The organism is Streptomyces sp. NPDC001617 (genome assembly GCF_053596855.1).
Map to the genome: position 1 here is coordinate 35,547 of NZ_JBSFHA010000065.1, position 21,954 is coordinate 57,500.

The window sequence follows — 21,954 nt, forward strand, 5'->3', positions numbered from 1 at the left end:
GCACCGTCAGTGTTGTGATCCCGTGCTACAAGTACGGCCATTTCCTCGCCGACTGCGTGAGCAGCGTCCTGGACGAGCAGGACGGCGTGGACGTCCGGGTACTCATCATCGACGACGCCTCGCCCGACGACTCGGCGGAGGTCGCGCAGAAGCTGGCCGCCTCCGACCCGCGCATCGACGTCCTCGTCCACAGGACCAACAAGGGCCATATCGCCACCTACAACGAGGGCCTGCTGGAGTGGGCCGACAGCGACTACGTCGCCCTTCTGTCGGCCGACGACCGACTGGTGCCCGGCGCGCTGGTCCGCGCCGCCTCGCTCCTGGACGCCCACCCCGAGGCCGGGTTCGCCTACGGTCGCCCCCTGCGCTTCCAGCACGGCGGCCCGCTGCCCAAGGCCCGTACGCACAGCACCGGTTCGGTCGTCTACCCGGGCCACTGGTGGCTGGAGCGGCGTTTCCGCGAGGGCACCGGCTGCATCACCTCCCCGGAGGTCGTCGTCCGCACCAGCCTCCAGCGGAAGGTCGGCGGCTACGACCCCGCCCTGCCCCACGCCGGCGACATCGAGATGTGGATGCGGCTCGCCGCCCATGCCGACGTCGGCTACATACGCGGCGCCGACCAGGCCTTCTACCGTGTCCACGGGAACAACATGTCCACCACGGACTTCGGCGGACAGCTCGACGACCTGCGCCAGCGCCTGGTCGCCTTCGACTCGGTCCTCACCAAGTGCGGCGACCTGCTGCCCCACGCCGACCGTCTGGCCGACCAGGTCCACACCCGCCTCGCCCGCTTCGCGCTGCGCCGGGCCTACCGGGCCTACGACCGCGGGCGCACCGGCGTCGTACCGGTCGACGACTGCGTGGCGTTCGCCGAGGAGTGCCTCCCGGGGTACCGGGCGCTGCCCGAGTACCGCGCGCTACGGCTGCGCGAGCGGATCGGGCCGAAGGCGATGCCGTATCTGCAACCGCTCGTCTGGTCGGCCGTGTTCGAGCGCGGGCGCGAGATGCTGTGGTGGGAGTCGTGGAAGCGTCGCGGTATCTGATGAACCACCGGAACGACTCAGTGGGGCACGGGCACCGGACCGGCGTGCCGGCGCGTGGAGTCCGCGCGGCGGCTCAGCGCGTAGCGGTCGAGCCACAGCGCGCCCACGACCCCGGCGGCCAGGCCCAGCAGCGCCACGCCCGCCAGGCCCCGGCTCTTGTTGCCCTGCACCTCCGCGGCGCTCGGGGCCACCAGGACGGAGGCGGTGATCCGCCCCGTGGAGGGGACCCGCTGCGCCGTCTGCATCTGCTCGACGTGCTGGGTGTAGACGTCGATGACGCGGCGCACGGCCGTCTCCGCGGCGTCGGGAGCGGACGCCTGCGACTGCACCTGCAGCGAGGGGATCAGATAGCGGGGCGTCGCGCTGGTGCCGCTGTTGCGGGGGACGAGACGGTAGGTCCCGCTGACGCCCGCCGCCTTCAACTCCCTTGCCCCTGCCGGGGATTCCAGCTGCTGGACGACCGAGTAGGAGACCATCGCGAGCGGCGGCTGGAGATTCGTCAGCTGGTTGGGCTGGTTCTGTGTCACGGGCGGCTTGAGGACGATCACCGCGGAGCCGACGTACTGGGGTGTCGGGCGGACCACGGAGTACGCGCCGGCGGCCGTCAACAGCAGTGCGGCCACCAGCACGTACCAGCGGCGGAGCAGTGCATCGGCCACGTTCCCAGGCGACATTCGGGTTCCTTCCGTCACCGCCGATACTGGCAGGGTGTGGGGCGGGATGCCACCGAATCGGGGGAGGAATTGTGAGCCTTGGTGAGATATGGGCCATTCTGCGCCGTCGTTGGTACTTCATGGTGCCCTTCACCGTGCTCAGCCTGCTCGGCGGCGCCTATCTCTATGTGTCAGTCCCCGTCTCCTACGAGTCGCAGAGCTCGGTCGCGCTGCTGGACTCCTCGGCCGTCGCCCGGCTGGCCCCGACCTTCGGCAACCCCATCTCGAACGCGGGCGGTTCGCTCATCGTCACCGCCGACGTGCTGATCAGGACCCTCGAATCCAGCGACGCCGCCAAGGAGCTGCGGAGCCGTGGCGTCACCGACCAGTACACGGCCGGCTTCGCGCCGGAGAGCGACAGCCCGCTGCTGGTGCTCAGCGTCACCGGCACCGACCGGGCGAAGGTGCTGAAGGAGACCAACACCCTGACCACCTTCGCCGGTGAGCAGCTCGACGCCCTGCAGGCCGCCGCCAAGGTCCCGCCCGCCTACCTCGTGCAGACCGCGCCGGTCGTGCTGCCGCAGACACCGGTGGCGAAGTCCAAGAGCCGCTACCAGGACATCGCGGCCGTGATCATCCTGGGCGTCGTCAGCGCCTTCCTGCTGTCGATCCTGATGGAGGGCGTCGCGGTGGTCCGCCGCCGGCGCCAGGGGACGCCACGGCCGCAGGAGGCCCGCGTCCCGAAGCGGGAACGACCGGGCTGGCTGAGCCGCCGGGTCGACGCGACCGCGGTCCTCACCGTCTATCTGGTGCTCGCCTTCTTCATCCCGTCGAACCTGGCCCTGCCGGCCCTCGGCGGCGTCGGCACCCCGGCCAACGTCTTCGCCCTGCTGGGGCTGCTGTGGTACCTGGCGACCTGGCTCGGCGGCCGCGTCCTGCCCGCGCCGGGCACCCGACTGGTACGGGTCGTGGTGTGCGTGCTCGGACTCGCCGTCATGGCCGCGTACATCGCGGACGCCATGCGCGAGAGCTCCCACGAGGAGGTCCTCGGCGCAGACCGGGGGCTCATCGGGTACCTGGTGTGGGTGTCCCTGGTCGTGCTGACCTCGGCGGCCGTCCAGGAGCGCGCCCGACTGGACGTGCTGATGCGCCGTGTGGTGGTGATGGCGTCCCTCGTCGCCGCGATCGGCTTCTACGACTTCTTCGCCGCCACCAACATCGCCGACTCCATCCACATCCCCGGTCTCCAGAGCAGCGTGGCCGCGGTGACCACCCTGGACCGCGGTGCCTTCACCCGGCCCCGCGCCACCACGGCCCAGCCCCTGGAGTTCGCCGGCATGCTGGCGATCCTGCTGCCCTTCGCGATCCACCAGGCCCTCGATCCCGTACGCCGTCACCTCCACGTCCTGCGTCGCTGGGCGCCGGTGGTGCTGATGGCCGGTGCGCTGCCCCTGTCGGTGTCGCGGACCTCGATCATCGGGCTGCTCATCGTCGCCCTGGTGATGGTGCCGCGCTGGAAGCCGGCCCAGCGCTGGGCGGCGATCGGCGTGATGACGGCCTCCGTGGCCGTCTTCAAGGTGCTGATCCCCGGGCTGATCGGCACGATCACGGGTCTGTTCGCGTCGTTCCTGTCCAACTCCGACAGCAGCACCCAGGCCCGCACGGTCAAGTACAGCGCGATCGTGCCGTACCTGAAGGAACATCCGCTGTTCGGGCGGGGCTTCGGCACCTTCACGCCCGACCTGTACTTCTTCACGGACAACCAGTACATGCTCGCTCTGGCCGAGATGGGCGTGCTCGGGCTGATCGCCCTGCTCATCCTGTTCATCACCGGCATCCACCAGGGCGGCGCCATCCGGCGGCTGGCCCGTAGCGACGCCGACCGCGAACTGGGGCAGGCCTTCTTCGCCTCGTCGCTGGTCGCCCTGGTCATCAGCGCCACCTTCGACTCGCTCAGCTTCCCCATGTTCGCCGGCATGTACTTCCTGATGCTGGGAGCGGGGTGCAGTTACCTGGGCTTCATCCGGCGCGAGGTGTCCGCGTCCGCGGTCCCGGCGCCCCGCAGGACCTCCGAAGACCAGCTCCCCCAACTCGTGGAGTCCCGTTGAGCCCGATCGCCGTCCTCGTCGTCACCTGGAACAGCGCCTCGGTGCTCCCCGGGTTCCTCGCCGCGCTTCCCGACGGCATGGCCGGCCTGGACTGGCGGCTCGTCGTCGCCGACAACGACTCCGCCGACGACACCTTGGAGGTGCTGCGCACGCTGGCCCCCGACGCCACGGTCGTCCGGACCGGCCGCAACGCCGGATACGCGGCGGGCGTCAACGCGGCGCTGAACGCCGCCGGTGACCACGGAGGTGTGCTCATCTGCAACCCCGACATCCGGATGCGGCAGGGCTGCGCCAAACGGCTCGTGGACCGACTGGGCGACGGAGTGGGGATCGCCGTACCCCTCCTCTACGAAGAGGGCCATGACACGCCCCACTTCTCGCTGCGCCGCGAGTCCAGCGTGTCCCGGGCGCTGGGCGAGGCCGTGATCGGCAACCGCCGGGCCGGGCGTTTCCCGAGCCTGAGCGAACTCGTCACCGACCCGGCCGCGTACAGCCGACCCACGCGCGCGGACTGGGCGACCGGGGCGCTCATGGCCGTCTCGGCCGACTGCCTGGCCGCGTGCGGTCCGTGGGACGAGTCATTCTTCCTCTACTCGGAGGAGACCGAGTACTGCCTGCGCGCCCGGGACCTCGGATACGCCACGCAGCTGGAGCCGACGGCCGAGGCCGTCCACCTGGGCGGCGACTCCCAGGTGTCGCCCCGGCTGTGGACCCTGCTCACCCTCAATCGCGTACGGCTGTACAGGCGGCGGCACAGCGCCCTCGCCACGGCGTGCTTCAGGGGTGCCGTGTTCCTGCGCGAGGCGTCGAGGGCCGCCTTCGGCCGCAAGGCCAGCCGCATGGCGGCGACCGCGCTGCTCCGGCCGGGCGCGCTGCGGGCCACGCCGGGACCGTGAGGCCCGGCCCTCAGCCGGACCAAGTCGTATAGAAACTCCCGGGGTTGACCAGGTACCGCACGGTGGCGTGCGGTACGTGGCGCACCTCGTGACCGCGGCTGTAGCGGTACACGAGTTCCCAGTCCTCGCGCGGCAGCACCTTCGGGGTGCGCCGCAACCGGCTGAAGCGCAGAGCTCTGTCGCGCTTCGCCACAAAGGCGTTGGTGTCCAGGAAGGACTCGCGGGCGGCCCGGTGGCGGTCGAACGGCACGGACAGGATGTCCCGTTCGGTGCCGTCCGGCAGCACGCGGCGCAGGGCCGTGTAGACGCCGTCGGGTCCGTCGGGGGACTCCAGGACCGCCAACGCTCGCTCCAGGTGGTCGGGTTCCCACAGGTTGTCGTCGTCGAGGAAGGCCATGTACCGCGAGCGGGTGAGCCGGATGCCGACGTTGCGCACGACACCGGCCATGCCGACGTTGTGCGCGAGCGAGACGGCGAACAGCCGCGGGTCGTCCGGGAGTTCGGGGAGTCCGGCGCCGTCGTCCACCACGATGACGACCTGGTCGGTGACGGTCTGGGCGAGCGCGGACCGTACGGCCGCCCGCAGCTCGTCGGGACGGCGGTGGGTGGCGATGACCGTGGCGACGAGGGCGTCGGGCAGGGCGGACACGGTGGCCGTGAGGCGGCGTACCTCGGCGGTCTCCAGGCGGCGCAGCCGGATGGCGGAGGGCGCGAGGAGGACCTTGTTGCGGAGCTCGAAGAGGACGAGCCAGCCGAAGGCGCGCTTGAGGAACTCCCAGGGGGCGCGGGCGATGCGTCTCACGATGGTGGTCCTCCTCAGTCGGCCGGCTTGGGGGTGAGCGCGGTGCCGTCGGAGAACCGGTTGCCCTGCCAGACATTGCCGGAGCCACCGGCGTTCCAGGCGGTGACGGCGCCGTAGACACCGGAGTTGCCGTGGTACCGGGTCGAGAAGACGTTGTTGGTGACGGTGATCCCGGTGGCCCCGTCACCGCCGCCGTAGAGGGCGTACGCGCCGCCGGCCAGCAGGTTGTTGTCGACGACGGTGTTGGAGACATGGCCGGTGTCGGCGAACAGGCCGATGGCCGCGGACGCGCCCTGGTCGACGGCGACCGGGTTGAGCAGGGTGTTGTGCCGGATGGTCAGTGTGCCGGTGCTGCCGCCGCTGCTGATCACCGCGTCGGTGTGCTGCCACTCGCCGCCCTCGTTGCGGAACGGCACGAGGTCGTGGACGTAGTTGTCGTGGATGTTGCCCTGCCCCATGGAAAGGGCGTTGCCGAAGACGGAGATGTCGCACCACCCGACCTCGATGGAGCTGCTGCCCATGTTGGAGACGGCGTAGTCGACACCGCCGTTGTCGGGACCCTTGCCGGGGACGGCGGTGATGGTGCTGTGCAGGATCCGCAGCCCGTGGTAGCCGGGGCGCAGATTGACCCCCCACCAGTTGGTGGAGGTGATCTTGGAGTCGACGATGGTCACGTTGTTCGCGTAGATGTCGAGCGAGCCGGTGATGTTCCTGCCCTTGATGACCATGCCGCTTCTTCTGATGCTCAGGTTCCCCGTGTTGTCCGGCTTGAGGGAGATACGGGGGCCGGCGGACCGGGCGTCGGGGAAGGCGGCTTCCTGCGGTGCGATGGTCGTGGCGCGCGCCGAGGGAGTGGCACTCGGAGAGCTGTGCGTGGCGTGAGCCGAGGGAGAGGCGCTGGACGGCGAGGCCGAGGGGCCGGCGCTGGGGCTCGCCGACGGAGAGGGCGCGTCCTGGGTGGTGCTCGGAGCCTGGGACGCCGCGGTCGAGCCGGTGCTTTCGGAGCAGCCGACGCACAGCACCAGGGTCAGGCCGGCGAGCAGGAGGCGGAGCCGGTTCATACGGTCGCCACCGCCCGGGAGCCCAGCAGGAAACGGCGCCCGGGCAGCACGCACACCACATAACTGGCCAGCGCGGCCGTGCCGATGGCGAACAGGGCCGGGGTGCCGTCGCCGAGGAGCTGCTTGGCGGCGAGGATCACCAGGGTCATCACGATTCCCCCGAGGAAGGGCCAGGCACAGGCTCTGGCGATGTGGACGAGTCCGATGCCCGCGCGGCCGAGGGCGTAGAGGAACACCGGCACGACCAGGCCGGCACCGACCAGGACATGGCCCTGGGAGACGCCGACGATGCCGCCCGTGCGAGCGCCGACGATCAGGACCGGGATCAGTGCGACGACCCACAACCCCTGCACGAGGATGAGGGAGCGGCGCTGACCGACGGCGACGAGACAGTCGTAGGCGAGTTCGCAGCCGATGCGGATCAGGCCCAGGGCCATCAGCCAGGGCAGGGCGTCGGCGGCGGGCAACCACTTGCCGCCGTAGACGAGTCGGACGACGGGGCCGGCGAGGCCGCCGAGCAGTACGCACAGCGGGACGGTGCCGGCGACCAGCACTCCCAGGGCGCGGCTGAAGCCCTGGGCCAGGGCCTGCGGGGAGTCGGCGAGACGGGAGAAGCCGGCGAAGGAGACCCGCCGGGCCGCTTCGGAGATGACCCGCACCGGCCAGCCCGACATGTTGAAGGCCAGGACGTAGTAGCCGAGGAAGACCCCGCCGAGGGTGGAGCCGACGACCATGGTGTCGACGTTGACCACGGCGAGGGCGAGCAGGCTCGCGCCCGCCAGCGGGAGCCCGAACCTCAGCAGGGCGCGGGCCTGCCCGGGGTCCCAGCCGAACCGCAGCAGACCGGGGGCGGCCAGGGCGCAGCCGACGAGGGCGGCGATGTTGCCCGCGACCGCGCCCCAGGCGAAGCTCATCGCGCCCCAGCCGGCGAAGGCCAGCGCCAGGGTCACCGCGGTGCTGAGCACGAAGTTCAGCGCGTCGATGACCATCCGCCTGCCCTGCGCGAACTCCCGGGTCAGGTAGCCGGCCGGCACCTGGGCGATCCCGTCGATCACCAGGCACAGGCACATCACCCGCAGTACGCCCGAGGCGTCGGGCGAGTCGAGCAGCCCGGCCACCGTCGGCGCCGCGAAGAACAGGGCGGCGTACAGCAGACCGCTGGACGCGGTCGCCAGGGTCAGCACCGTCGGTGCGAAGCGGCGCGGGTCGCCCTCCCAGCGGACGATGGCCAGACTGACGCCCAGTTCGTTGGCGGAGAGCAGGACCAGGAGGACGGTCTGGGCGATGCCGTAGACACCCCACTCCGCGGGTCCCAGGGCGAACCGTGCCAGCAGGATGCCGGTGGCGAAGTTGCCCAGGCGCATGACCACGGTGTTGATCAGGCTCCAGCGGGCCGCCGACCGGACCTTCCGGCCGAAGGAGTCGGGGGCCGCGGGCGCCGGGGTGTCGCTCGGTTCAGCGGTCTCGCTGTCCGGTGTGCGAACGCTGTCCATGAGTCGACTCCTCGTCGAGCGGCTCGGCGGGGGCCACGGCCGTGGCGGACCGCCCCGCCCTCTGTTCCGCGCCGGTCCTCTGTCCGGCGGACCGCGACCAGCTGGGCGGGGTCCGCAGGGCCATCGTCTGTTCCGCGACCCGTTCCTCGGTCTCGGTCTCGGGTTCGGGCACGGTGACCCGCTGAACGGGCTCCTCCGGCAGCGTGGGTTCCACCGGTTGCGGTACCGGGCGGGACCGGCGGCGCGCCTCCACGTAGAAGACGAGCACCAGACTCAGCACCAGGCCCAGGGCGCCGGCCATCACCATGTACTCGATCCGCGTCTTGGTCTGCGCCACCGGGTTCTGCGGAGGCACGATCGTCGTCATACGGATCATCGCCTTGGAGGTGACCTTCTGCTGCCGCTGGAACTGGTCCAGCCGCTCCTTGGCGTACGAGGTCAGGATCTTGTCCGAGGCCAGGACGGAGGCCTTGTCCGTGCCGGTCACGGTGAGCCACATCAGTGGGCCCTGCGCGTTGTCGGCGAGCTTGGCCTCGAACGTGCCCTTCGCACCACGGGACTTCAGCTCCCGGATGGAGACGTCCGAGTTGAGATTGCGGGCCAGGCTGTCGGCCATGCCGGTGAGCGAGGTCTGAGTGCTCAGGAACGGGTTGCCGTCGTAGGCCACCGTGGCCTTCTGGGAGTTGAGGAGGACCACCGTGCTCTGTGACTGGTAGCTGACCGGAACCAGCAGTACCACGCCGACGATCAGGCCGGCCGTCAGCAGCAGCCCGGGCAGCAGGACGTACCAGCGCCTGCGCATGACCCGGAAGATCTCAGCGAGATCCATGGTGGTCCCCCCTTACGACCAGACGTTCGACGAGCATATGTTGCAGGCGGATCATATGGGGAACGTTCGGTCCTCGGGGCTGGGCTGGTCGGTGGGTCTCGGCCGGGTGCTCGCGGTGCCTCCCTCCAGCAACACCTCGGCGATACGGTCGCTGGCGAGGCCGTCCCACAGATCGGGCCGGCGCGGCGCGGGAGGCGCGTCCAGCACCGCGTTCACGGTGGACACGATCCGTGCGGGGTCCCGGCCGGCCAGCACATTGGTGCCCTGCTCGACGGTGATGGGCCGCTCGGTGTTGTCCCGCAGGGTCACGCACGGCACGCCCAGCGCCGTGGTCTCCTCCTGGACTCCGCCGGAGTCGGTCAGCACCACGCGGGCGGCGTCCTGCAGGGCGATGAAGTCCAGGTATCCGGCGGGCGGTACGAGCCGGATGCCCCCGGGGACGCCGATGTCGGCCAGCTTTCCGGCCGCGCGCGGGTGCACGGGCAGGACGAGCGGGCAGCGGCCGGCGATCTCGCCCAGGGCCTTCAGGAGCCCGGCGAGGACCTCCGGGTCGTCCACGTTGGCGGGCCGGTGCAGGGTGACCAGGCCGAACGCGCCCGTGGACAGGCCGTATTGATCGAGGATGTCCGAGGACCGGGCCCGTTCCAGGTTGGCCAGCAGCGTGTCGATCATGACGTTGCCGACCAGGTGGATCTGGTCCTCCCGGTACCCCTCCGCGCGCAGGTTCTCCGCGGCGTCGGGGGAGGGGGCCAGCAGATAGTCGCTGACGCGGTCGGTGGCGACGCGGTTGACCTCCTCCGGCATGCTCCAGTCGCGGCTGCGCAGGCCCGCCTCGACATGGGCGAGGAGTGGTCCGGCCTTGGCGGTGACCAGGGCGCAGGCCAGCGTGGAGTTGATGTCGCCGACCACGACGACGACGTCCGGGGCGACCTCCTCCAGGAGCGGCTCGAAGGCGGTCATCACGCGTCCGGTCTGCTCGGCGTGGGTGCCGGAGCCGACCCCGAGATACCGGTCGGGCGGACGGATGCCGAGGTCGGCGAAGAACACGTCGTTCATGGCCGGGTCGTAGTGCTGGCCGGTGTGGACGAGGACCACCTCGGCGCCCCGGCGTTCCAGGGCGTCCATCACCGGTTTGATCTTCATGTAGTTGGGGCGGGCCCCGGCGACGCAGACGATGCGCGGCATGGGTTCAGAGCACCTCGATCGTGGGTCCCGACGGCAGCCGGCGGCGGCAGTCGAGGACGAAGGGAGCGTGTTCGGTGATGAGTTCGTAGTCGAAGCCGTCGTGGTCGGTGAGGAGGACCACGACGTCGGCGGACGCCAGCTCCTCGGGGGTCGGTTCGACCCGTACCAGCCGGGTGTCCACCGGCAGGCTCTCGACCACGTGCGGATCCGCCGCCCTGACCTGGGCGCCCATGTCGAGCAGGAGTTGGGAGATCCGCAGCGCCGGCGACTCGCGGGCGTCGCCGGTGTTCTTCTTGTACGCGAGCCCCAGCAGCAGGATGCGCGAACCGTTCACGGACCGGCGTCTCGCGTTGAACAGGTCGGCGATACGGCGCGTCACATAGTCCGGCATGTGGTTGTTGATGTCGTTGGCCAGCTCCACGAAGCGGAAGCTCTGGCCGAGTTCGCGCTGCACCCGCCAGGACAGGTACGAGGGGTCGATCGGCAGGCAGTGGCCGCCGACGCCCGGTCCGGGCGTGAACTTCATGAAGCCGAAGGGCTTGCTGGACGCGGCGTCGATGGCCTGCCAGACGTCGATGTCCAGGTGGTGGGCGAACATCGCGATCTCGTTGACCAGCGCGATGTTCACATGCCGGAAGGTGTTCTCCAGGAGCTTGGCGAGCTCGGCCTCCTTCGGCGAGCTCACCGGCACGGTGGTGTCGACGAGTTGGCCGTAGAAGTCCTGCACCGCCTTGAGGGACGCCGGGTCCACGCCGGAGACGACCTTCGGGGTCTCCTTGAAACCCCAGACGGTGTTGCCGGGGTCGATCCGCTCCGGACTGTAGCCGAGGTGGAAGTCGGCGCCCGCGGTCAGGCCCGAGCCGTCCTCCAGGATCGGGGCGAACAGCTCCTGGGTGGTGCCGGGATAGGTCGTCGACTCCAGGACGACGGTGGCACCCGGGCGCAGGTAGCGGGCGAGGGTGGCCGCCGACTCCCTGATGTACCGCAGGTCCGGGGTGCCCTCGTGCAGCGGCGTCGGCACGGTCACCACGGCGACGTCGAAGCCGCCGCAGTCCCGCGCCGACTCGCTCGGCCGGTAGCTGCCGTTGTCCAGCGCCGCCCGGATCCGCTCCGAGGAGACGTCCTCGACGAAGGACTCACCGGCGGCGAGGCTCTTGATCCGCCGGGCGTCGACGTCGTAGCCGATCACCTCGTGGCCGACCTCGGCCGCCCGGATGGCCAGCGGCAGGCCGACGTATCCCTGTCCGACCACGACTACGCGCATCAGTGGCTCCTGTTCGGGGAGGCGGCCTGTGGGGTGAGCCGGATGAACTCGCGTGCCGTCATGAGAAGGAAGGCAGCGTTGGTGGTGAGGTAGCGCCGGCCGAGGCGGCGCGGCTCCTGCAGCGCGCGGTAGAGCCACTCCATGCCCCACCGCTGCCAGGTCTCGGGCGCCCGCTTGGTGACGCCGGCCAGGATGTCGAAGGAGCCGCCGACGCCGTGCACCACGCGGGCGCCGGTGCGGGCTCCGTAGGCGGCGGTGAAGATCTCCTTCTTCGGCGAGGTCATGCCGAGGAACAGCATGTGGGCGCCGCTGCGGGCGATGTCGTCCGCGATGGACTCCTGCTGGGAGTCGTCGAAGTAGCCGTTGCGGCTGCCGGCCACCTTCAGGCCGGGGAAGCGGTCGGCGACCCGGAGCAGCATCTCCTCCAGCACCTCCTCCTTGGCACCGAGGAAGTACACCGACATGCTGTTCGATTCCGCCTCGGCGAGCAGCCGCAGGAACAGGTCGATACCGGCCACGCGCTCGGGCAGCCGGGCGCGCAGCACCCGCCCGGCCCACACCACGGCCTGTCCGTCGGCCACGACCAGATCGCAGCCGGCCACGGCCTCGGCGAGCCGCGGGTCGCGCCGCATGTTCACCAGCTTCGCGGCGTTGACCACGCCGATCTCCAGCTGCCGGTCCTCGCGCACCGCCATGAGGCAGCGCTCGACGGTCTCGTCCATGGTCAGCGGGTCCAGCTCGACCCCGAAGAGGGACGTGCGCTCGCTCATATCGCGCCCCCCTGCCAGGCGTGGAGCATCCAGCCGAACTCGTACGGCCGGCACTCACGGTCCACGGAGAGCGGGCGGTAGACCCGGTCCAGGGACTTCAGCCGGAGGCTCGGCGAGAGCCGGGTGCCGAGTCCGCGGACCGCCCGTACCGCCTTCTTGGGGTCGCCCCGGTAGACCTTGCGCCAGGTGACACCGAGGTCGTCGTGGATCAACGGCTCCGGGTCGGCGGCCAGTTCCGGTACCTCCGTCATCCAGCCGAGACCCTTGCGGATCGCCGCGCCGAAGTCGGTGCCGCCGGCGTCGGTGAGGTCGAACAGGGCGGTCGGCGCCATCGCGTGCTGGTGGACGCTGTAGACCGGGTAGCCCTCCACGACACCGCCGGTGCGCGCGTCGTAGTGCCACCACCACTGGCCGCCGTCGCCCTGCAGTTCGCAGATGCGAGCCGCACAGGCATCGGCCGCGGCCAGCGCCTCGGGATCGCCGCCCTGGTCGTCGCTGGCATGGGCGCGGGCCAAGGCCTGGAGAGGGTAGGTCTGGTCCGCGAAGCAGCTGACATGGGCCCGGTACCAGGGCAGCAGCCCGGGTCCGGTGGCGTGCGGGAAGAGCGGGCTGTCACCGATGCGGGCCCGCAGCAGACGGTCGCGGGCGACGGTGAAACGTCTCTCCACATCGACCGTGTCGCGAGCCGCGGCGAGGGCGGACAGCACCCAGGCCGCCTCGACGGTGTACTGCGGCCGGCCGTCCTCGTCGAGGGCCTCGACCCGTTCGACGGCGTCGGAGAGCTTGGGGTGCCCGGTCTCGGCGGCGGCCCAGGCGATGAGCGCCGCGTCGCCGAGGTTGGTCACCGCGGGCAGCGACTCCACCAGCAGGCCCGTGAACTCCTGGGCGGTACGCCCCGCCAGTACCGCGCGCTGACGCTCCTCGGGCAGGAAGCGGACCCCCAACGCGGTGATGGCCGCGTACCGGGTGCTGGTCCCGCGCTGCTCCAGGGCCCAGGAACCGTCCGGGGCCCGGTGCCCGGCCATGGTGAAGACGAAGGCCTCACCGCCGGGGAGCAGCATCGACGGAAGCCCCGACTCGGCTACCGCGAGGAGCCGTTGGGCGAGCGCGAGCAGCGGCGGTTCCTCACGACCGAGCTCCGCGAGACGTGTGTTGGTCATCTTCTGGGCACACCGACCCCCCTGTGGGTCCTGTTGCGGACAAACTGGTGATCGCCGCGGCGCGATCGCCACGCGGCGCAAGGCGGACGTCAGACGTCAGACGTCAGGTGTCGGAGCGATTCCCGCTCCTGGTTGCAGACACAGGTGTTTCCACCCCGTAACCCCCCCTGGGCACTACCGGTTAGTGTGCTCATTGTGCTTGGTCTGCACAGTTCGTACACATGTTATGCCGGTGAATGTTCGAAGATTTGCGATTTGGCGGAAACACGAGTCATGCGCGTTCGAGGAGCACGCCGTCCTTCTCGTCGTACAGCGCGCCCGTCTCGGGGCACTCCCACACGCCCAACTCCCCGTCCCGCTCGGCCAGTCGTACGCCGGCCCGGCCCACCCAGCCGATCCGGCGCGCCGGTACACCGGCCACGAGAGCGAAATCGGGCACGTCCCGGGTCACCACGGCGCCGGCCGCGACGAGAGCCCACCGGCCGATTCGCACCGGCGCCACACACACCGAACGGGCCCCCAGCGAGGCCCCCTCGTCCACCACCACGGCCACGGCCTCCCAGTCGTCGCCGCGCTTGAGCCTGCCCTGGGGGTCCACCGAACGCGGGAAGTAGTCGTTGGTGAGGACCGCCGCCGGGCCGACGAACACCCCGTCGCCGAGCACCGCGGGCTCATAGACCAGCGCATAGTTCTGGAGCTTGACGTGGTCGCCGATCCGCACCCCCGGGCCGACATAGGCGCCCCGGCCCACGATGCATCCGCCGCCGAGCCGGGCGTCCTCCCGTATCTGGGCCAGATCCCAGATGGTCGTCCCGTCGCCGATCGTGGCCGTCTCGTCGACCTGGGCGGTCGGCTGGATCCTGGAACTCACCGGGCTGAACCTTTCTTCTTGTCCTTCTTCTCACCGGGCTCGTGGCCGGGCGTCTCGTCGAGCAGAGCCGGAAACGCCGCCTGGAGCGCCTCGCGCCACGGACGGATGGGCTCGATCCCGGCCTGCGGCCAACGGTCGTGTCCGAGAACGCTGTACGCGGGGCGGGGAGCCGGTCGTACGAAGGCGGTACTGGTCGTCGGCCGAACCCGGGCCGGGTCCGCACCGAGCAGCCGGAAGACCTCCCGTGCCAGGCCGAACCAGGTCGTCTCCCCACCGCTGGTGCCGTGGTAGACCCCGGGGGGCGCGGTTCCGGCCAGGGCGGCACGCCCGAGCCGGACCAGCCGGTCCGCGAGGTCCACCGTCCAGGTGGGCTGTCCGCGCTGGTCGTCGACCACGTCCACGGTGTCCCGGGCCGACTCGAGCCCGATCATCGTACGGACGAAGTTCCCGCCACCCGCCCCGTACAGCCAGGCCGTGCGCACGACGTACCCCGTGTCCGAGAGGGTGGCAGACACCGCCTGTTCTCCGGCCAGTTTGGTCCGTCCGTACGCGCTGCGCGGTGCCGTCGCGGCGTCCTCGGGGTACGGGCTGGTGCCGGCGCCGTCGAAGACGTAGTCCGTCGAGACCTGGATCAGCACGGCCCCGGCCTTCGCGCACGCCTCGGCGAGGTGGCGGGGTGCGTCGCCGTTGACCCGCAGGGCGTCCGCCTCGTGCGTCTCGGCGTCGTCCACGGCCGTCCACGCGGCGCAGTTGACCACGATCCGGGGACGGTGCGCGTCGACCGCGGCGTGCACGCTGTCGGCGTCGGTGAGGTCGAGGTCGCCACGGCACAGGCCGAGAGCGGGCTCGTCGTCCTGCCCGAGCCGGGCCAGAACGTCCTGCCCGAGCATTCCGGTGGCGCCGGTGATCAGCCAGGTCGTGGTCATCGCCTCGCCGCCTGCTCCTTGAGCGGCTCCCACCAGGAGCGGTTCTCGCGGTACCAAGTGACCGTCTCCGCGAGGCCGGTGGCGAAGTCCTTGCGGGGTTGATGGCCCAACTCCGTACGGATCTTCGCGCAGTCCACCGAGTAGCGGCGGTCATGGCCCTTGCGGTCCGCGACGTACTCGACGCTGGTGTCCCAGTCCGCGCCGCAGGCCTGCAGCAGCAGGCCGGTCAGCTCCTTGTTGGACAGCTCGGTGCCGCCGCCGATGTTGTAGACCTCGCCGGGCCGCCCCTTGGCCCGCACCAGCTCGATGCCCCGGACGTGGTCGTCGACGTGCAGCCAGTCGCGGACGTTGCCGCCGTCGCCGTAGAGCGGGACATTCCTGCCGTCCAGGAGATTCGTGACGAACAGCGGGATGACCTTCTCGGGGAACTGGTGGTGCCCGTAGTTGTTGGAGCAGCGGGTCACCCGCACATCGAGGCCGTGGGTGCGGTGGTAGGAGAGGGCGAGCAGGTCGCTCGACGCCTTCGAGGCGGCGTAGGGGGAGTTGGGGCGCAGGGGGTCGGTCTCCGGCCAGGAGCCGGAGTCGAGGGAGCCGTACACCTCGTCGGTGGAGATGTGCAGGAAGGTCTTCGGTCTGCGCGTGCGCAGGGCCGCGTCCAGCAGGGTCTGGGTGCCCACGACGTTGGTGCGGACGAACTCCCCGGCGCCCAGGATGGAGCGGTCGACGTGCGACTCGGCCGCGAAGTGGACGATCTCGTCGTGCTCGGCGAGGAGTTCGCCGACCAGTTCGGCGTCACAGATGTCGCCCTTGACGAAGGCGAAGCCGGGGTGGTCGCGGACCTCGTCGAGGTTGGCCGGGTTGCCCGCGTAGGTGAGCTTGTCCAGCACCGTCACCGCCACCTCACCCGGACCGGCCGGACCGAGCAGCGTACGGACGTAGTGCGAGCCGATGAAACCGGCACCGCCGGTCACCAGGATTCTGGTCGTCATGAGGAGATCTGCACCTTGCTGTGGTCGCCGAGGACGAGACGGTGGGCGGCGGGCTTGCGGGGCGCGGGGGTCACCTCGACGTTGCGGCCGATGAGGGAGGCCTCCACCCGTCCGACGCCGCTGAGCGAGGAGTCGCGCAGCACGATCGAGTACTCGATCTCGCTGTCCTCGATCCGGCAGTCGTCGGCGATCGAGGTGAAGGGGCCGACGTAGGAGTCGGCGATCACGGTGTTGGCGCCGACGACCACCGGGCCCACGATCCGGCTGCCGGTCACCTTCGCCCCGGCCTCGATCCGCACCCGGCCGATGATCTCGCTGCCGTCGTCTACCGTGCCGTCGATCCGGGGCTCCAGGGTCTCCAGCACCGAGCGGTTGACCTCCAGCATGTCGGTGACGTTCCCGGTGTCCTTCCAGTAGCCGGAGATCATCGTGGAGCGCACCTCACGGCCGGAGTCGATCAGCCACTGGATGGCGTGCGTGATCTCCAGCTCGCCGCGCCAGGACGGCTCGATCGCGCGGACGGCCTCATGGATCACCGGCGTGAACAGATAGACGCCCACCAGCGCCAGATCGCTCTTGGGCTGCCGGGGCTTCTCCTCCAGACCGATCACCTGGCCGGCCGCGTCCAGCTCGGCCACCCCGAACGCGGTCGGGTTCGCCACCTTCGTCAACAGGATCTGCGCGTCCGGCCGTTCGGCACGGAAGGCGTCCACCAGATCCGTGATGCCGCCGACGACGAAATTGTCCCCAAGGTACATCACGAAGTCGTCCTCGCCCAGGAACTCCCGGGCGATCAGCACCGCATGGGCCAGGCCCAGCGGCGCCTCCTGCGGGATGTAGGTGACGTCGAGCCCGAACGCGGAACCGTCGCCGACCGCCTCGCGGATCTCCTCGGCGGTGTCCCCGACGACGATCCCGACCTCGGTGACGCCCGCTTCCGCGATCGCCTCCAGACCGTAGAACAGCACCGGTTTGTTCGCGACCGGTACGAGTTGTTTCGCCGATGTGTGGGTGATGGGGCGCAAACGTGTGCCTGAGCCACCGGACAACAACAGTGCCTTCACAAGCGATCACCATACTTACACCGGACCCGCCTAAGAAGGGCTTTCGTGAACATACGTCCGAGTCCCGGCGATCGCCCGGTTCGGTGGGGCTGCCGGACCGGCAGGGCGGCGATGGAGGGGCCTTCCGTGGCGGCGGGCGGGCGTCCACTAAGGTGAGGGACAAGCGGGCCGTCGACGCCGACGGCTGGCTGCACACCGGGGACCTGGCCGCGATGGACGAACGCGGCTACGTCACGATCACCGGCCGCCTCAAGGACATGATCATCCGGGGCGGGGAGAACATCTATCCCACGGAGATCGAAGCCGTCCTCGCCGCCCACCCCCTCGTCCGTGAGGCCGTGGTGCTGGGCATCCCGGACCGTGACTGGGGCGAAGAGGTCGCCGCCGTGATCCACCCCGCCGACCCCGCCTCCCTCCACGACCACCTGCGGGCCACTCTGGCCCCGCACAAGACGCCCCGCCACTGGTACGTGTCCGAGGACATCCCCGCCAACGCCATGGGGAAGACGCAGAAGTTCATCCTGCGCCGGCGGATCGCGGACGGGGCTCTGGCCGAACTCGGCTGAGCCGGACGGCGCGCTACCCCCGGGCGGAGTTGCGGAACGCCGTCAGGACGTGCCGCACCATCTGCCCGGCCGTGTTGGCCCGGAGGAAGCTGGAGATACCGCCGTAGGTCAGTTCGAGGACGATTCCGCCCATGCCGAGCGCGCTGATGCGGACGTGGTCACCCAGGTCGAGCTTCTTCAGCAGAAGGGAGCCGATTCAACATCGGCGGTACCGCCGGCGAGCTCGGCGTGGACGTCAAGTGGTGGATGGACGAGCAGATGGAACTCATCGGCTCGGTCTGGTTCACCGCGGCCGAAGGCATGGAACTCACCGGGCTGCTGGGCAGCGGGTCCATCGACATCTCCGTACTGGAGCCCAGGAGTTGGCCGCTCGACGAGATCAACGAGGCGATCTCCGGGGTGTCGAGCGGCGCGGGGGGCTTCACCGGCTACCTCGTCGAGATCTGACTCACTCGGGGGTGGGACCCACCCCGGGACCCACCCCGCCCGGCCACGACTCGCTCGGACCACGTACCGGGAAGCTGAGCGCCGGAACCCCACCGCACGCCGGTATCGCCGCGCATGTCCCACCAAAGCTCTACCAACTCCCCTAAGATCAAATGTAATTGATCATTCCGGTCTTCTTCGGAGGTGGTAGTGCGCATGTCCCACACCCCGTCACGCCGTACCGTCCTGCGCGGTCTCACGGTCACCGGCGCCGCCGTGATCGGCTTCGACCCCGCGGCCCGCAGCTGGGCCACGACCGGTGCCGGGGCGAGCGACGGCCTCGCCGGGATCCCGCCGCTGGACGGCACGCTCGTCACGGACGACGCGTCGCTCACGGCGGCCGCCGACGACTACGGTCACATCGTGCACCACCGGCCCGTCGCCGTCCTGCGCCCCGGATCGGTCCGTGACGTCGTCGCCATGGTCCGGTTCTGCAACGAGCACCGTCTGCACGTCGCCCCGCGCGGCCAGGGCCACGGCACCTTCGGTCAGGCGCAGGTCGAAGGCGGCCTGGTCATCGAGACGGCGACGCTCGCGGAGATCGGCCCCCTGAGAGCGGACAGCACCACCGTCACCGTGGGCGCCGGCGTCCGATGGAGCGAGGTCGCCAAGGCCACGGTCGCCCACGGCCTCACCCCGCCCGTCTTCACCGACTATCTCGAACTCTCCGTCGGCGGCACCCTCTCCGTGGGCGGCATCGGCGGACAGACCCACCGGCACGGCGCCCAGGTCGACAACGTCACCGAACTCCAGGTCGTCACCGGCGCAGGCGAAATCGTGCGCTGCTCCCCGACCCGCCGCCCCGACCTCTTCCACGCGGTCCTGGCCGGCCTCGGCCAGTGCGCGGTCATCGTCGGCGCCACCCTCCGCCTGGTGCGCGCGCCGAAGACCGTACGCCACTACCTCCTGCCCTACGACGACCTGGACACCTTCCTCCAGGACCAGCGCGCCCTCGTCGAGGAGGGCCGCTTCGACTACGTCGAGGGCCAGGTCTCGGCGGACAGCGACGGAGCGTTCCGCGTCTACACCCTGGAGGCGGTCGCCTACGGCCCTCCGGTCGGCCCCGCCCCGGACGACACGGCCTTGCTGCGCGGACTGCGCCACAACCCGACCGGCGTCCAGAGTGCCGACCTCGCCTACTACGACTTCCTCGACCGGCTCGCGGCCGCCGTCGCCGCTCTCAAGGAAGCGGGCCTCTGGTCGTACGCACACCCCTGGCTCAACCTGCTGCTCCCCGGCAGGTCCGCCCGCGCCCTCACCGCCGAGGTGCTCGACGCCCTCACCCCCTCCGACCTGGGCCCCGGTGTCGTCCTCGTCTACCCGGTCCTGCGCGCCCGCCTCACCACGCCCCTGCTGAGCGCCCCGGCCGACCCGGTGCCGTACCTCTTCGCCGTTCTGCGCGCGACCCCGCCCGACGACACCGTCACCGTCGACCGACTGCTGGCCGCCAACCGTTCCGCCTACGAGGCCACCGCGGCGGCGGGCGGCACCCAGTACCCGGTCGGCAGCATCCCGTTCACCGAGGCGGACTGGCGCACCCACTTCGGTGCGGCCTGGCCGGCATTCAAGTCGGCCAAGCACACGTACGACCCACGGGGCATCCTGGTCCCCGGCCAGGGCATCTTCTGAGCCGAAGGCCTGCGGCCGGCGCCGGACCGCTCAGCGGCGGTACCGGTCGCCGGGCAGCGGCTGCTCGAACCAGACCACCTTGCCCGTGCTCAGCCGTGTCGCCCCCCAGCGCTCGGCCAGCTGGTCGACCAGGAACAGGCCCCGGCCGCCCTCGTCGCTCAGCTGGGCGTGCCGCATCCTCGGCACCACCGACGAGTCGTCCTCCACTTCGCAGCGCAGGACGTCCGTGCACAGCAGCCGCAGGGTGATCGGCCGGGAGGCGAAGCGCACGGCGTTGGCCACCACCTCGCTGACCAGGAGCTCGGTGGACTCCACCAGGGAGTCGAGCCCCCAGTGGTGCAGCGTCCGGCGGGTCAGCCGACGGGCCTGCCCCGCGGTCTGCGGACGGGGAGCCATGTACCAGTAGGCGACGGTCTCCGGCAGGATGCCCTCGAACCGGGCGGCGAGCAGCGCGATGTCGTCGTCCCGGTTCCCCGTCTCCAACGTGCCGAGCGCCCGGTCGCACAGGTCCTCCAGCGCCGGTGGCGCGGAGTCGGAGGCGGCCGCCTTCAGCCGGGAGCGCAGCCGTTCCACCCCGGTCAGCACGTCCGAGTCGCGGGACTCGACCAGACCGTCGGTGTACAGCAACAGGGTCGCCCCGGCCGGCGCGTGCATCTCGGTGGACTGGAAACCACCGACACCGACGCCGATCGGCGCCCCCGGCGGAACCTCGAGCACCTCCGGACGACCGTCGGGATGCAGGAGCACGGGCGGGAGATGGCCGGCGTTGGCCACCAGCAGCCGGTGCAGCACCGGGTCGTACATCGCGTACAGACAGGTCGCGGTGTGCTCGCTGCCCAGTCGTTCCGCCTGCTCGTCGAGGTGGTGCAGGATCTCGTCCGGCGGCAGGTCGAGACCGGCCAGGGTCTGCACGATGGTGCGCAACTGGCCCATGATCGCGGCCGACGTCATGGAGTGGCCCATCACATCGCCGATGACCAGGGCGATTCTGTTGCCCGGCAGCGGGATCGCGTCGTACCAGTCGCCGCCCACCTGCGCGGTCCGCGAGGCCGGCAGATAGCGGCTGGCCAGTCGGATGCCGGTCGGCTCGGGCAGCGACGGCGGGAGCATCGCGCGCTGCAACGCGTCCGCGACGGACGCCTCACGCTCGTACGCCGCCGCCTTGTCGATCGCGAGCGCGGTGTGCGTGGCCAGTTGGGAGGCGACGAGCAGGTCGTCGTACGTGAAATGCGGGCGGCCGGGGCCGCGTACGAGGACGACGCTGCCCATGACGTGACTGCGGCCGTGCAGCGGGGCGATGATCAGCCGTCTGCCGGGCGGTACCGCGCCCGGGGCGTTCACCACCCCCAGCAGTTCGGCGACGGCGGAGCGGATGCCCGGCGTGTTCCCGAACACCGGCCGTCCGGTCCGCAGCAGCTTGGCCAGCAGACCCGCGGCGGCCGGGCGCACGACCTCCGCCGCCCGTACGGCGCCGACGGCCGGTGTCGGCGGGTCGGACTCGGTGGACGGCGCGTTCGCGGTGTGCAGCCGCAGGATGTCGGGGGCCTCGGCGGTGTCGTCGCCGACGGGCAGCGGAGCGTACAGATGGATGAACGCCGTGTCGGCGAACGCCGGGACGGCCACCCGGCTCAGCTCCTGCAGGCTCTCGTCGAGATCGATGCCCCGGGCGATCTGCCGGGTCGCCGCGTCGAGATAGCGGAGCCGGTCGGTCTGCAGCTCGGCGACCGCCGGCCGGTCGCGCCGCAGACGTCCGGAGGGGGTGTCCACGGGTGACGGAGCGGGAGGCCGCGACGGGCGCGTGCGCGCGGGCGGCTGCCCGCCGGCCGGCTGCCCGCCGCTGCCCGAGTCGGCTCCGAGGTGCTTCGTCACGCGTGTCCTTCCAGCCGGGCGGATCAGGAGTCGTCGGGGCGCCGCCTGCAGCGCAGGAAGATCTGTACCTCCGGCGGGACGTCCGCGATGGCCGGAGCGTACGAGTACGAGGACTCGTCGACGATGTCGAAGCCCGCCGCCTCGACCACCTCCCGCAGTTCCTCCCGCAGATAGCCGGAGACCCGGATCGTGCTCCCGATGAACGGGATGGAGAAGTCGTCCACGTCGGCCTCGACCATCGAGAGCGCGAACAGGCCGTCCGGAACCAGCAGGTGGTGGATGGCCCGCAG

21 protein-coding genes (1 of these 21 cut by a window edge) are annotated in these 21,954 nt (G+C 70.8%); 6 read left to right on the forward strand and 15 right to left on the reverse strand.

Annotated elements, in window-relative coordinates; all coding sequences use genetic code 11:
- Positions 1-14 precede the first annotated feature (14 nt).
- Positions 15-1,043, forward strand: coding sequence for a glycosyltransferase (locus ACWC09_RS36770; RefSeq protein WP_450855376.1), 1,029 nt, complete (start codon positions 15-17; stop codon positions 1,041-1,043).
- Positions 1,044-1,060: 17 nt separating this feature from the next.
- Here the strand turns inward: ACWC09_RS36770 and ACWC09_RS36775 are convergent, their stop codons facing one another.
- Positions 1,061-1,717 (reverse strand): hypothetical protein, encoded by a 657-nt coding sequence (locus ACWC09_RS36775; protein WP_450855377.1) that lies wholly within the window; start codon positions 1,715-1,717, stop codon positions 1,061-1,063.
- 71 nt (positions 1,718-1,788) lie between these two features.
- Here ACWC09_RS36775 and ACWC09_RS36780 point away from each other — a divergent pair, with 71 nt between their 5' ends.
- Positions 1,789-3,804 carry an O-antigen ligase family protein gene (locus ACWC09_RS36780; RefSeq protein WP_450855378.1) on the forward strand — a complete coding sequence of 672 codons (2,016 nt, stop codon included), beginning with the start codon at positions 1,789-1,791 and terminating at the stop codon, positions 3,802-3,804.
- On the forward strand, positions 3,801-4,700 hold the full coding sequence (locus tag ACWC09_RS36785; protein WP_450855379.1) for a glycosyltransferase family 2 protein: 900 nt from the start codon (positions 3,801-3,803) through the stop codon (positions 4,698-4,700). The genes ACWC09_RS36780 and ACWC09_RS36785 overlap by 4 nt, the downstream gene beginning before the upstream one ends.
- A gap of 10 nt (positions 4,701-4,710) precedes the next feature.
- Here the strand turns inward: ACWC09_RS36785 and ACWC09_RS36790 are convergent, their stop codons facing one another.
- From ACWC09_RS36790 to ACWC09_RS36845, 12 genes are all read right to left on the reverse strand, one after another.
- On the reverse strand, positions 4,711-5,502 hold the full coding sequence (locus ACWC09_RS36790) for a glycosyltransferase family 2 protein (protein ID WP_450855380.1): 792 nt from the start codon (positions 5,500-5,502) through the stop codon (positions 4,711-4,713).
- Positions 5,503-5,516: 14 nt separating this feature from the next.
- Positions 5,517-6,563 carry a hypothetical protein gene (locus tag ACWC09_RS36795; RefSeq protein WP_450855381.1) on the reverse strand — a complete coding sequence of 349 codons (1,047 nt, stop codon included), beginning with the start codon at positions 6,561-6,563 and terminating at the stop codon, positions 5,517-5,519.
- On the reverse strand, positions 6,560-8,056 hold the full coding sequence (locus tag ACWC09_RS36800; protein ID WP_450855382.1) for an oligosaccharide flippase family protein: 1,497 nt from the start codon (positions 8,054-8,056) through the stop codon (positions 6,560-6,562). Before ACWC09_RS36800 ends, ACWC09_RS36795 begins: the two co-directional genes overlap by 4 nt.
- Positions 8,019-8,885, reverse strand: a complete 867-nt coding sequence (locus tag ACWC09_RS36805; protein ID WP_450855383.1) for a chain length determinant protein — start codon at positions 8,883-8,885, stop codon at positions 8,019-8,021. The genes ACWC09_RS36800 and ACWC09_RS36805 overlap by 38 nt, the downstream gene beginning before the upstream one ends.
- A 51-nt stretch (positions 8,886-8,936) precedes the next feature.
- The gene (wecB, locus tag ACWC09_RS36810) at positions 8,937-10,070 is read right to left on the reverse strand and encodes a non-hydrolyzing UDP-N-acetylglucosamine 2-epimerase (protein WP_450855384.1); all 1,134 of its coding nucleotides are present in this window, start codon (positions 10,068-10,070) and stop codon (positions 8,937-8,939) included.
- A gap of 4 nt (positions 10,071-10,074) precedes the next feature.
- A complete protein-coding gene (locus ACWC09_RS36815; RefSeq protein WP_450855385.1) occupies positions 10,075-11,334 on the reverse strand; it encodes a nucleotide sugar dehydrogenase in 1,260 nt (419 codons plus the stop codon).
- A complete protein-coding gene (locus ACWC09_RS36820) occupies positions 11,334-12,104 on the reverse strand; it encodes a WecB/TagA/CpsF family glycosyltransferase (RefSeq protein WP_450855386.1) in 771 nt (256 codons plus the stop codon). Before ACWC09_RS36820 ends, ACWC09_RS36815 begins: the two co-directional genes overlap by 1 nt.
- Positions 12,101-13,264, reverse strand: a complete 1,164-nt coding sequence (locus ACWC09_RS36825; RefSeq protein ID WP_450855387.1) for a hypothetical protein — start codon at positions 13,262-13,264, stop codon at positions 12,101-12,103. The genes ACWC09_RS36820 and ACWC09_RS36825 overlap by 4 nt, the downstream gene beginning before the upstream one ends.
- A gap of 271 nt (positions 13,265-13,535) precedes the next feature.
- Entirely contained in the window at positions 13,536-14,135 is a 600-nt protein-coding gene (locus ACWC09_RS36830) for an acyltransferase (RefSeq protein WP_450855388.1), read from the reverse strand.
- On the reverse strand, positions 14,132-15,061 hold the full coding sequence (gene rfbD, locus ACWC09_RS36835) for a dTDP-4-dehydrorhamnose reductase (RefSeq protein ID WP_450855389.1): 930 nt from the start codon (positions 15,059-15,061) through the stop codon (positions 14,132-14,134). Before rfbD ends, ACWC09_RS36830 begins: the two co-directional genes overlap by 4 nt.
- The gene (rfbB, locus tag ACWC09_RS36840) at positions 15,058-16,050 is read right to left on the reverse strand and encodes a dTDP-glucose 4,6-dehydratase (protein ID WP_450855390.1); all 993 of its coding nucleotides are present in this window, start codon (positions 16,048-16,050) and stop codon (positions 15,058-15,060) included. The genes rfbD and rfbB overlap by 4 nt, the downstream gene beginning before the upstream one ends.
- Positions 16,047-17,114 carry a glucose-1-phosphate thymidylyltransferase gene (locus ACWC09_RS36845; protein WP_450855391.1) on the reverse strand — a complete coding sequence of 356 codons (1,068 nt, stop codon included), beginning with the start codon at positions 17,112-17,114 and terminating at the stop codon, positions 16,047-16,049. Before ACWC09_RS36845 ends, rfbB begins: the two co-directional genes overlap by 4 nt.
- Positions 17,115-17,266: 152 nt before the next feature.
- On the opposite strand from ACWC09_RS36845, the gene ACWC09_RS36850 reads away from it, so the two are divergent.
- From ACWC09_RS36850 to ACWC09_RS36860, 3 genes are all read left to right on the forward strand, one after another.
- Positions 17,267-17,680 (forward strand): class I adenylate-forming enzyme family protein, encoded by a 414-nt coding sequence (locus ACWC09_RS36850; RefSeq protein WP_450855392.1) that lies wholly within the window; start codon positions 17,267-17,269, stop codon positions 17,678-17,680.
- A gap of 228 nt (positions 17,681-17,908) precedes the next feature.
- Positions 17,909-18,127, forward strand: a complete 219-nt coding sequence (locus ACWC09_RS36855) for a hypothetical protein (protein WP_450855393.1) — start codon at positions 17,909-17,911, stop codon at positions 18,125-18,127.
- A gap of 195 nt (positions 18,128-18,322) precedes the next feature.
- On the forward strand, positions 18,323-19,795 hold the full coding sequence (locus ACWC09_RS36860) for an FAD-binding protein (protein ID WP_450855394.1): 1,473 nt from the start codon (positions 18,323-18,325) through the stop codon (positions 19,793-19,795).
- Between the two features lie 30 nt (positions 19,796-19,825).
- On the opposite strand, the gene ACWC09_RS36865 is transcribed toward ACWC09_RS36860, so the two are convergent.
- On the reverse strand, positions 19,826-21,664 hold the full coding sequence (locus ACWC09_RS36865; RefSeq protein WP_450855395.1) for a SpoIIE family protein phosphatase: 1,839 nt from the start codon (positions 21,662-21,664) through the stop codon (positions 19,826-19,828).
- 23 nt (positions 21,665-21,687) lie between these two features.
- A protein-coding gene (locus ACWC09_RS36870; protein ID WP_450855396.1) for a class I SAM-dependent DNA methyltransferase crosses the window boundary here: on the reverse strand, positions 21,688-21,954 show its end. Its footprint extends 423 nt past the window's final position; the window shows 267 of its 690 coding nt (coding positions 424-690); its start codon lies off the right edge, out of view; the stop codon is at positions 21,688-21,690.

What these genes read in the sequence shown, in the direction of transcription:
- ACWC09_RS36775 (WP_450855377.1), bottom strand. Translation starts at nt 1,717, where the DNA reads ATGTCGCCTGGGAACGTGGCCGATGCACTGCTCCGCCGCTGGTACGTG.
- ACWC09_RS36795 (WP_450855381.1), bottom strand. Translation starts at nt 6,563, where the DNA reads ATGAACCGGCTCCGCCTCCTGCTCGCCGGCCTGACCCTGGTGCTGTGC.
- ACWC09_RS36860 (WP_450855394.1), top strand. Translation starts at nt 18,323, where the DNA reads ATGTCCCACACCCCGTCACGCCGTACCGTCCTGCGCGGTCTCACGGTC.
- wecB (WP_450855384.1), bottom strand. Translation starts at nt 10,070, where the DNA reads ATGCCGCGCATCGTCTGCGTCGCCGGGGCCCGCCCCAACTACATGAAG.
- rfbD (WP_450855389.1), bottom strand. Translation starts at nt 15,061, where the DNA reads ATGACCACGACCTGGCTGATCACCGGCGCCACCGGAATGCTCGGGCAG.
- ACWC09_RS36800 (WP_450855382.1), bottom strand. Translation starts at nt 8,056, where the DNA reads ATGGACAGCGTTCGCACACCGGACAGCGAGACCGCTGAACCGAGCGAC.
- ACWC09_RS36815 (WP_450855385.1), bottom strand. Translation starts at nt 11,334, where the DNA reads ATGCGCGTAGTCGTGGTCGGACAGGGATACGTCGGCCTGCCGCTGGCC.
- rfbB (WP_450855390.1), bottom strand. Translation starts at nt 16,050, where the DNA reads ATGACGACCAGAATCCTGGTGACCGGCGGTGCCGGTTTCATCGGCTCG.
- ACWC09_RS36820 (WP_450855386.1), bottom strand. Translation starts at nt 12,104, where the DNA reads ATGAGCGAGCGCACGTCCCTCTTCGGGGTCGAGCTGGACCCGCTGACC.
- ACWC09_RS36805 (WP_450855383.1), bottom strand. Translation starts at nt 8,885, where the DNA reads ATGGATCTCGCTGAGATCTTCCGGGTCATGCGCAGGCGCTGGTACGTC.
- ACWC09_RS36825 (WP_450855387.1), bottom strand. Translation starts at nt 13,264, where the DNA reads ATGACCAACACACGTCTCGCGGAGCTCGGTCGTGAGGAACCGCCGCTG.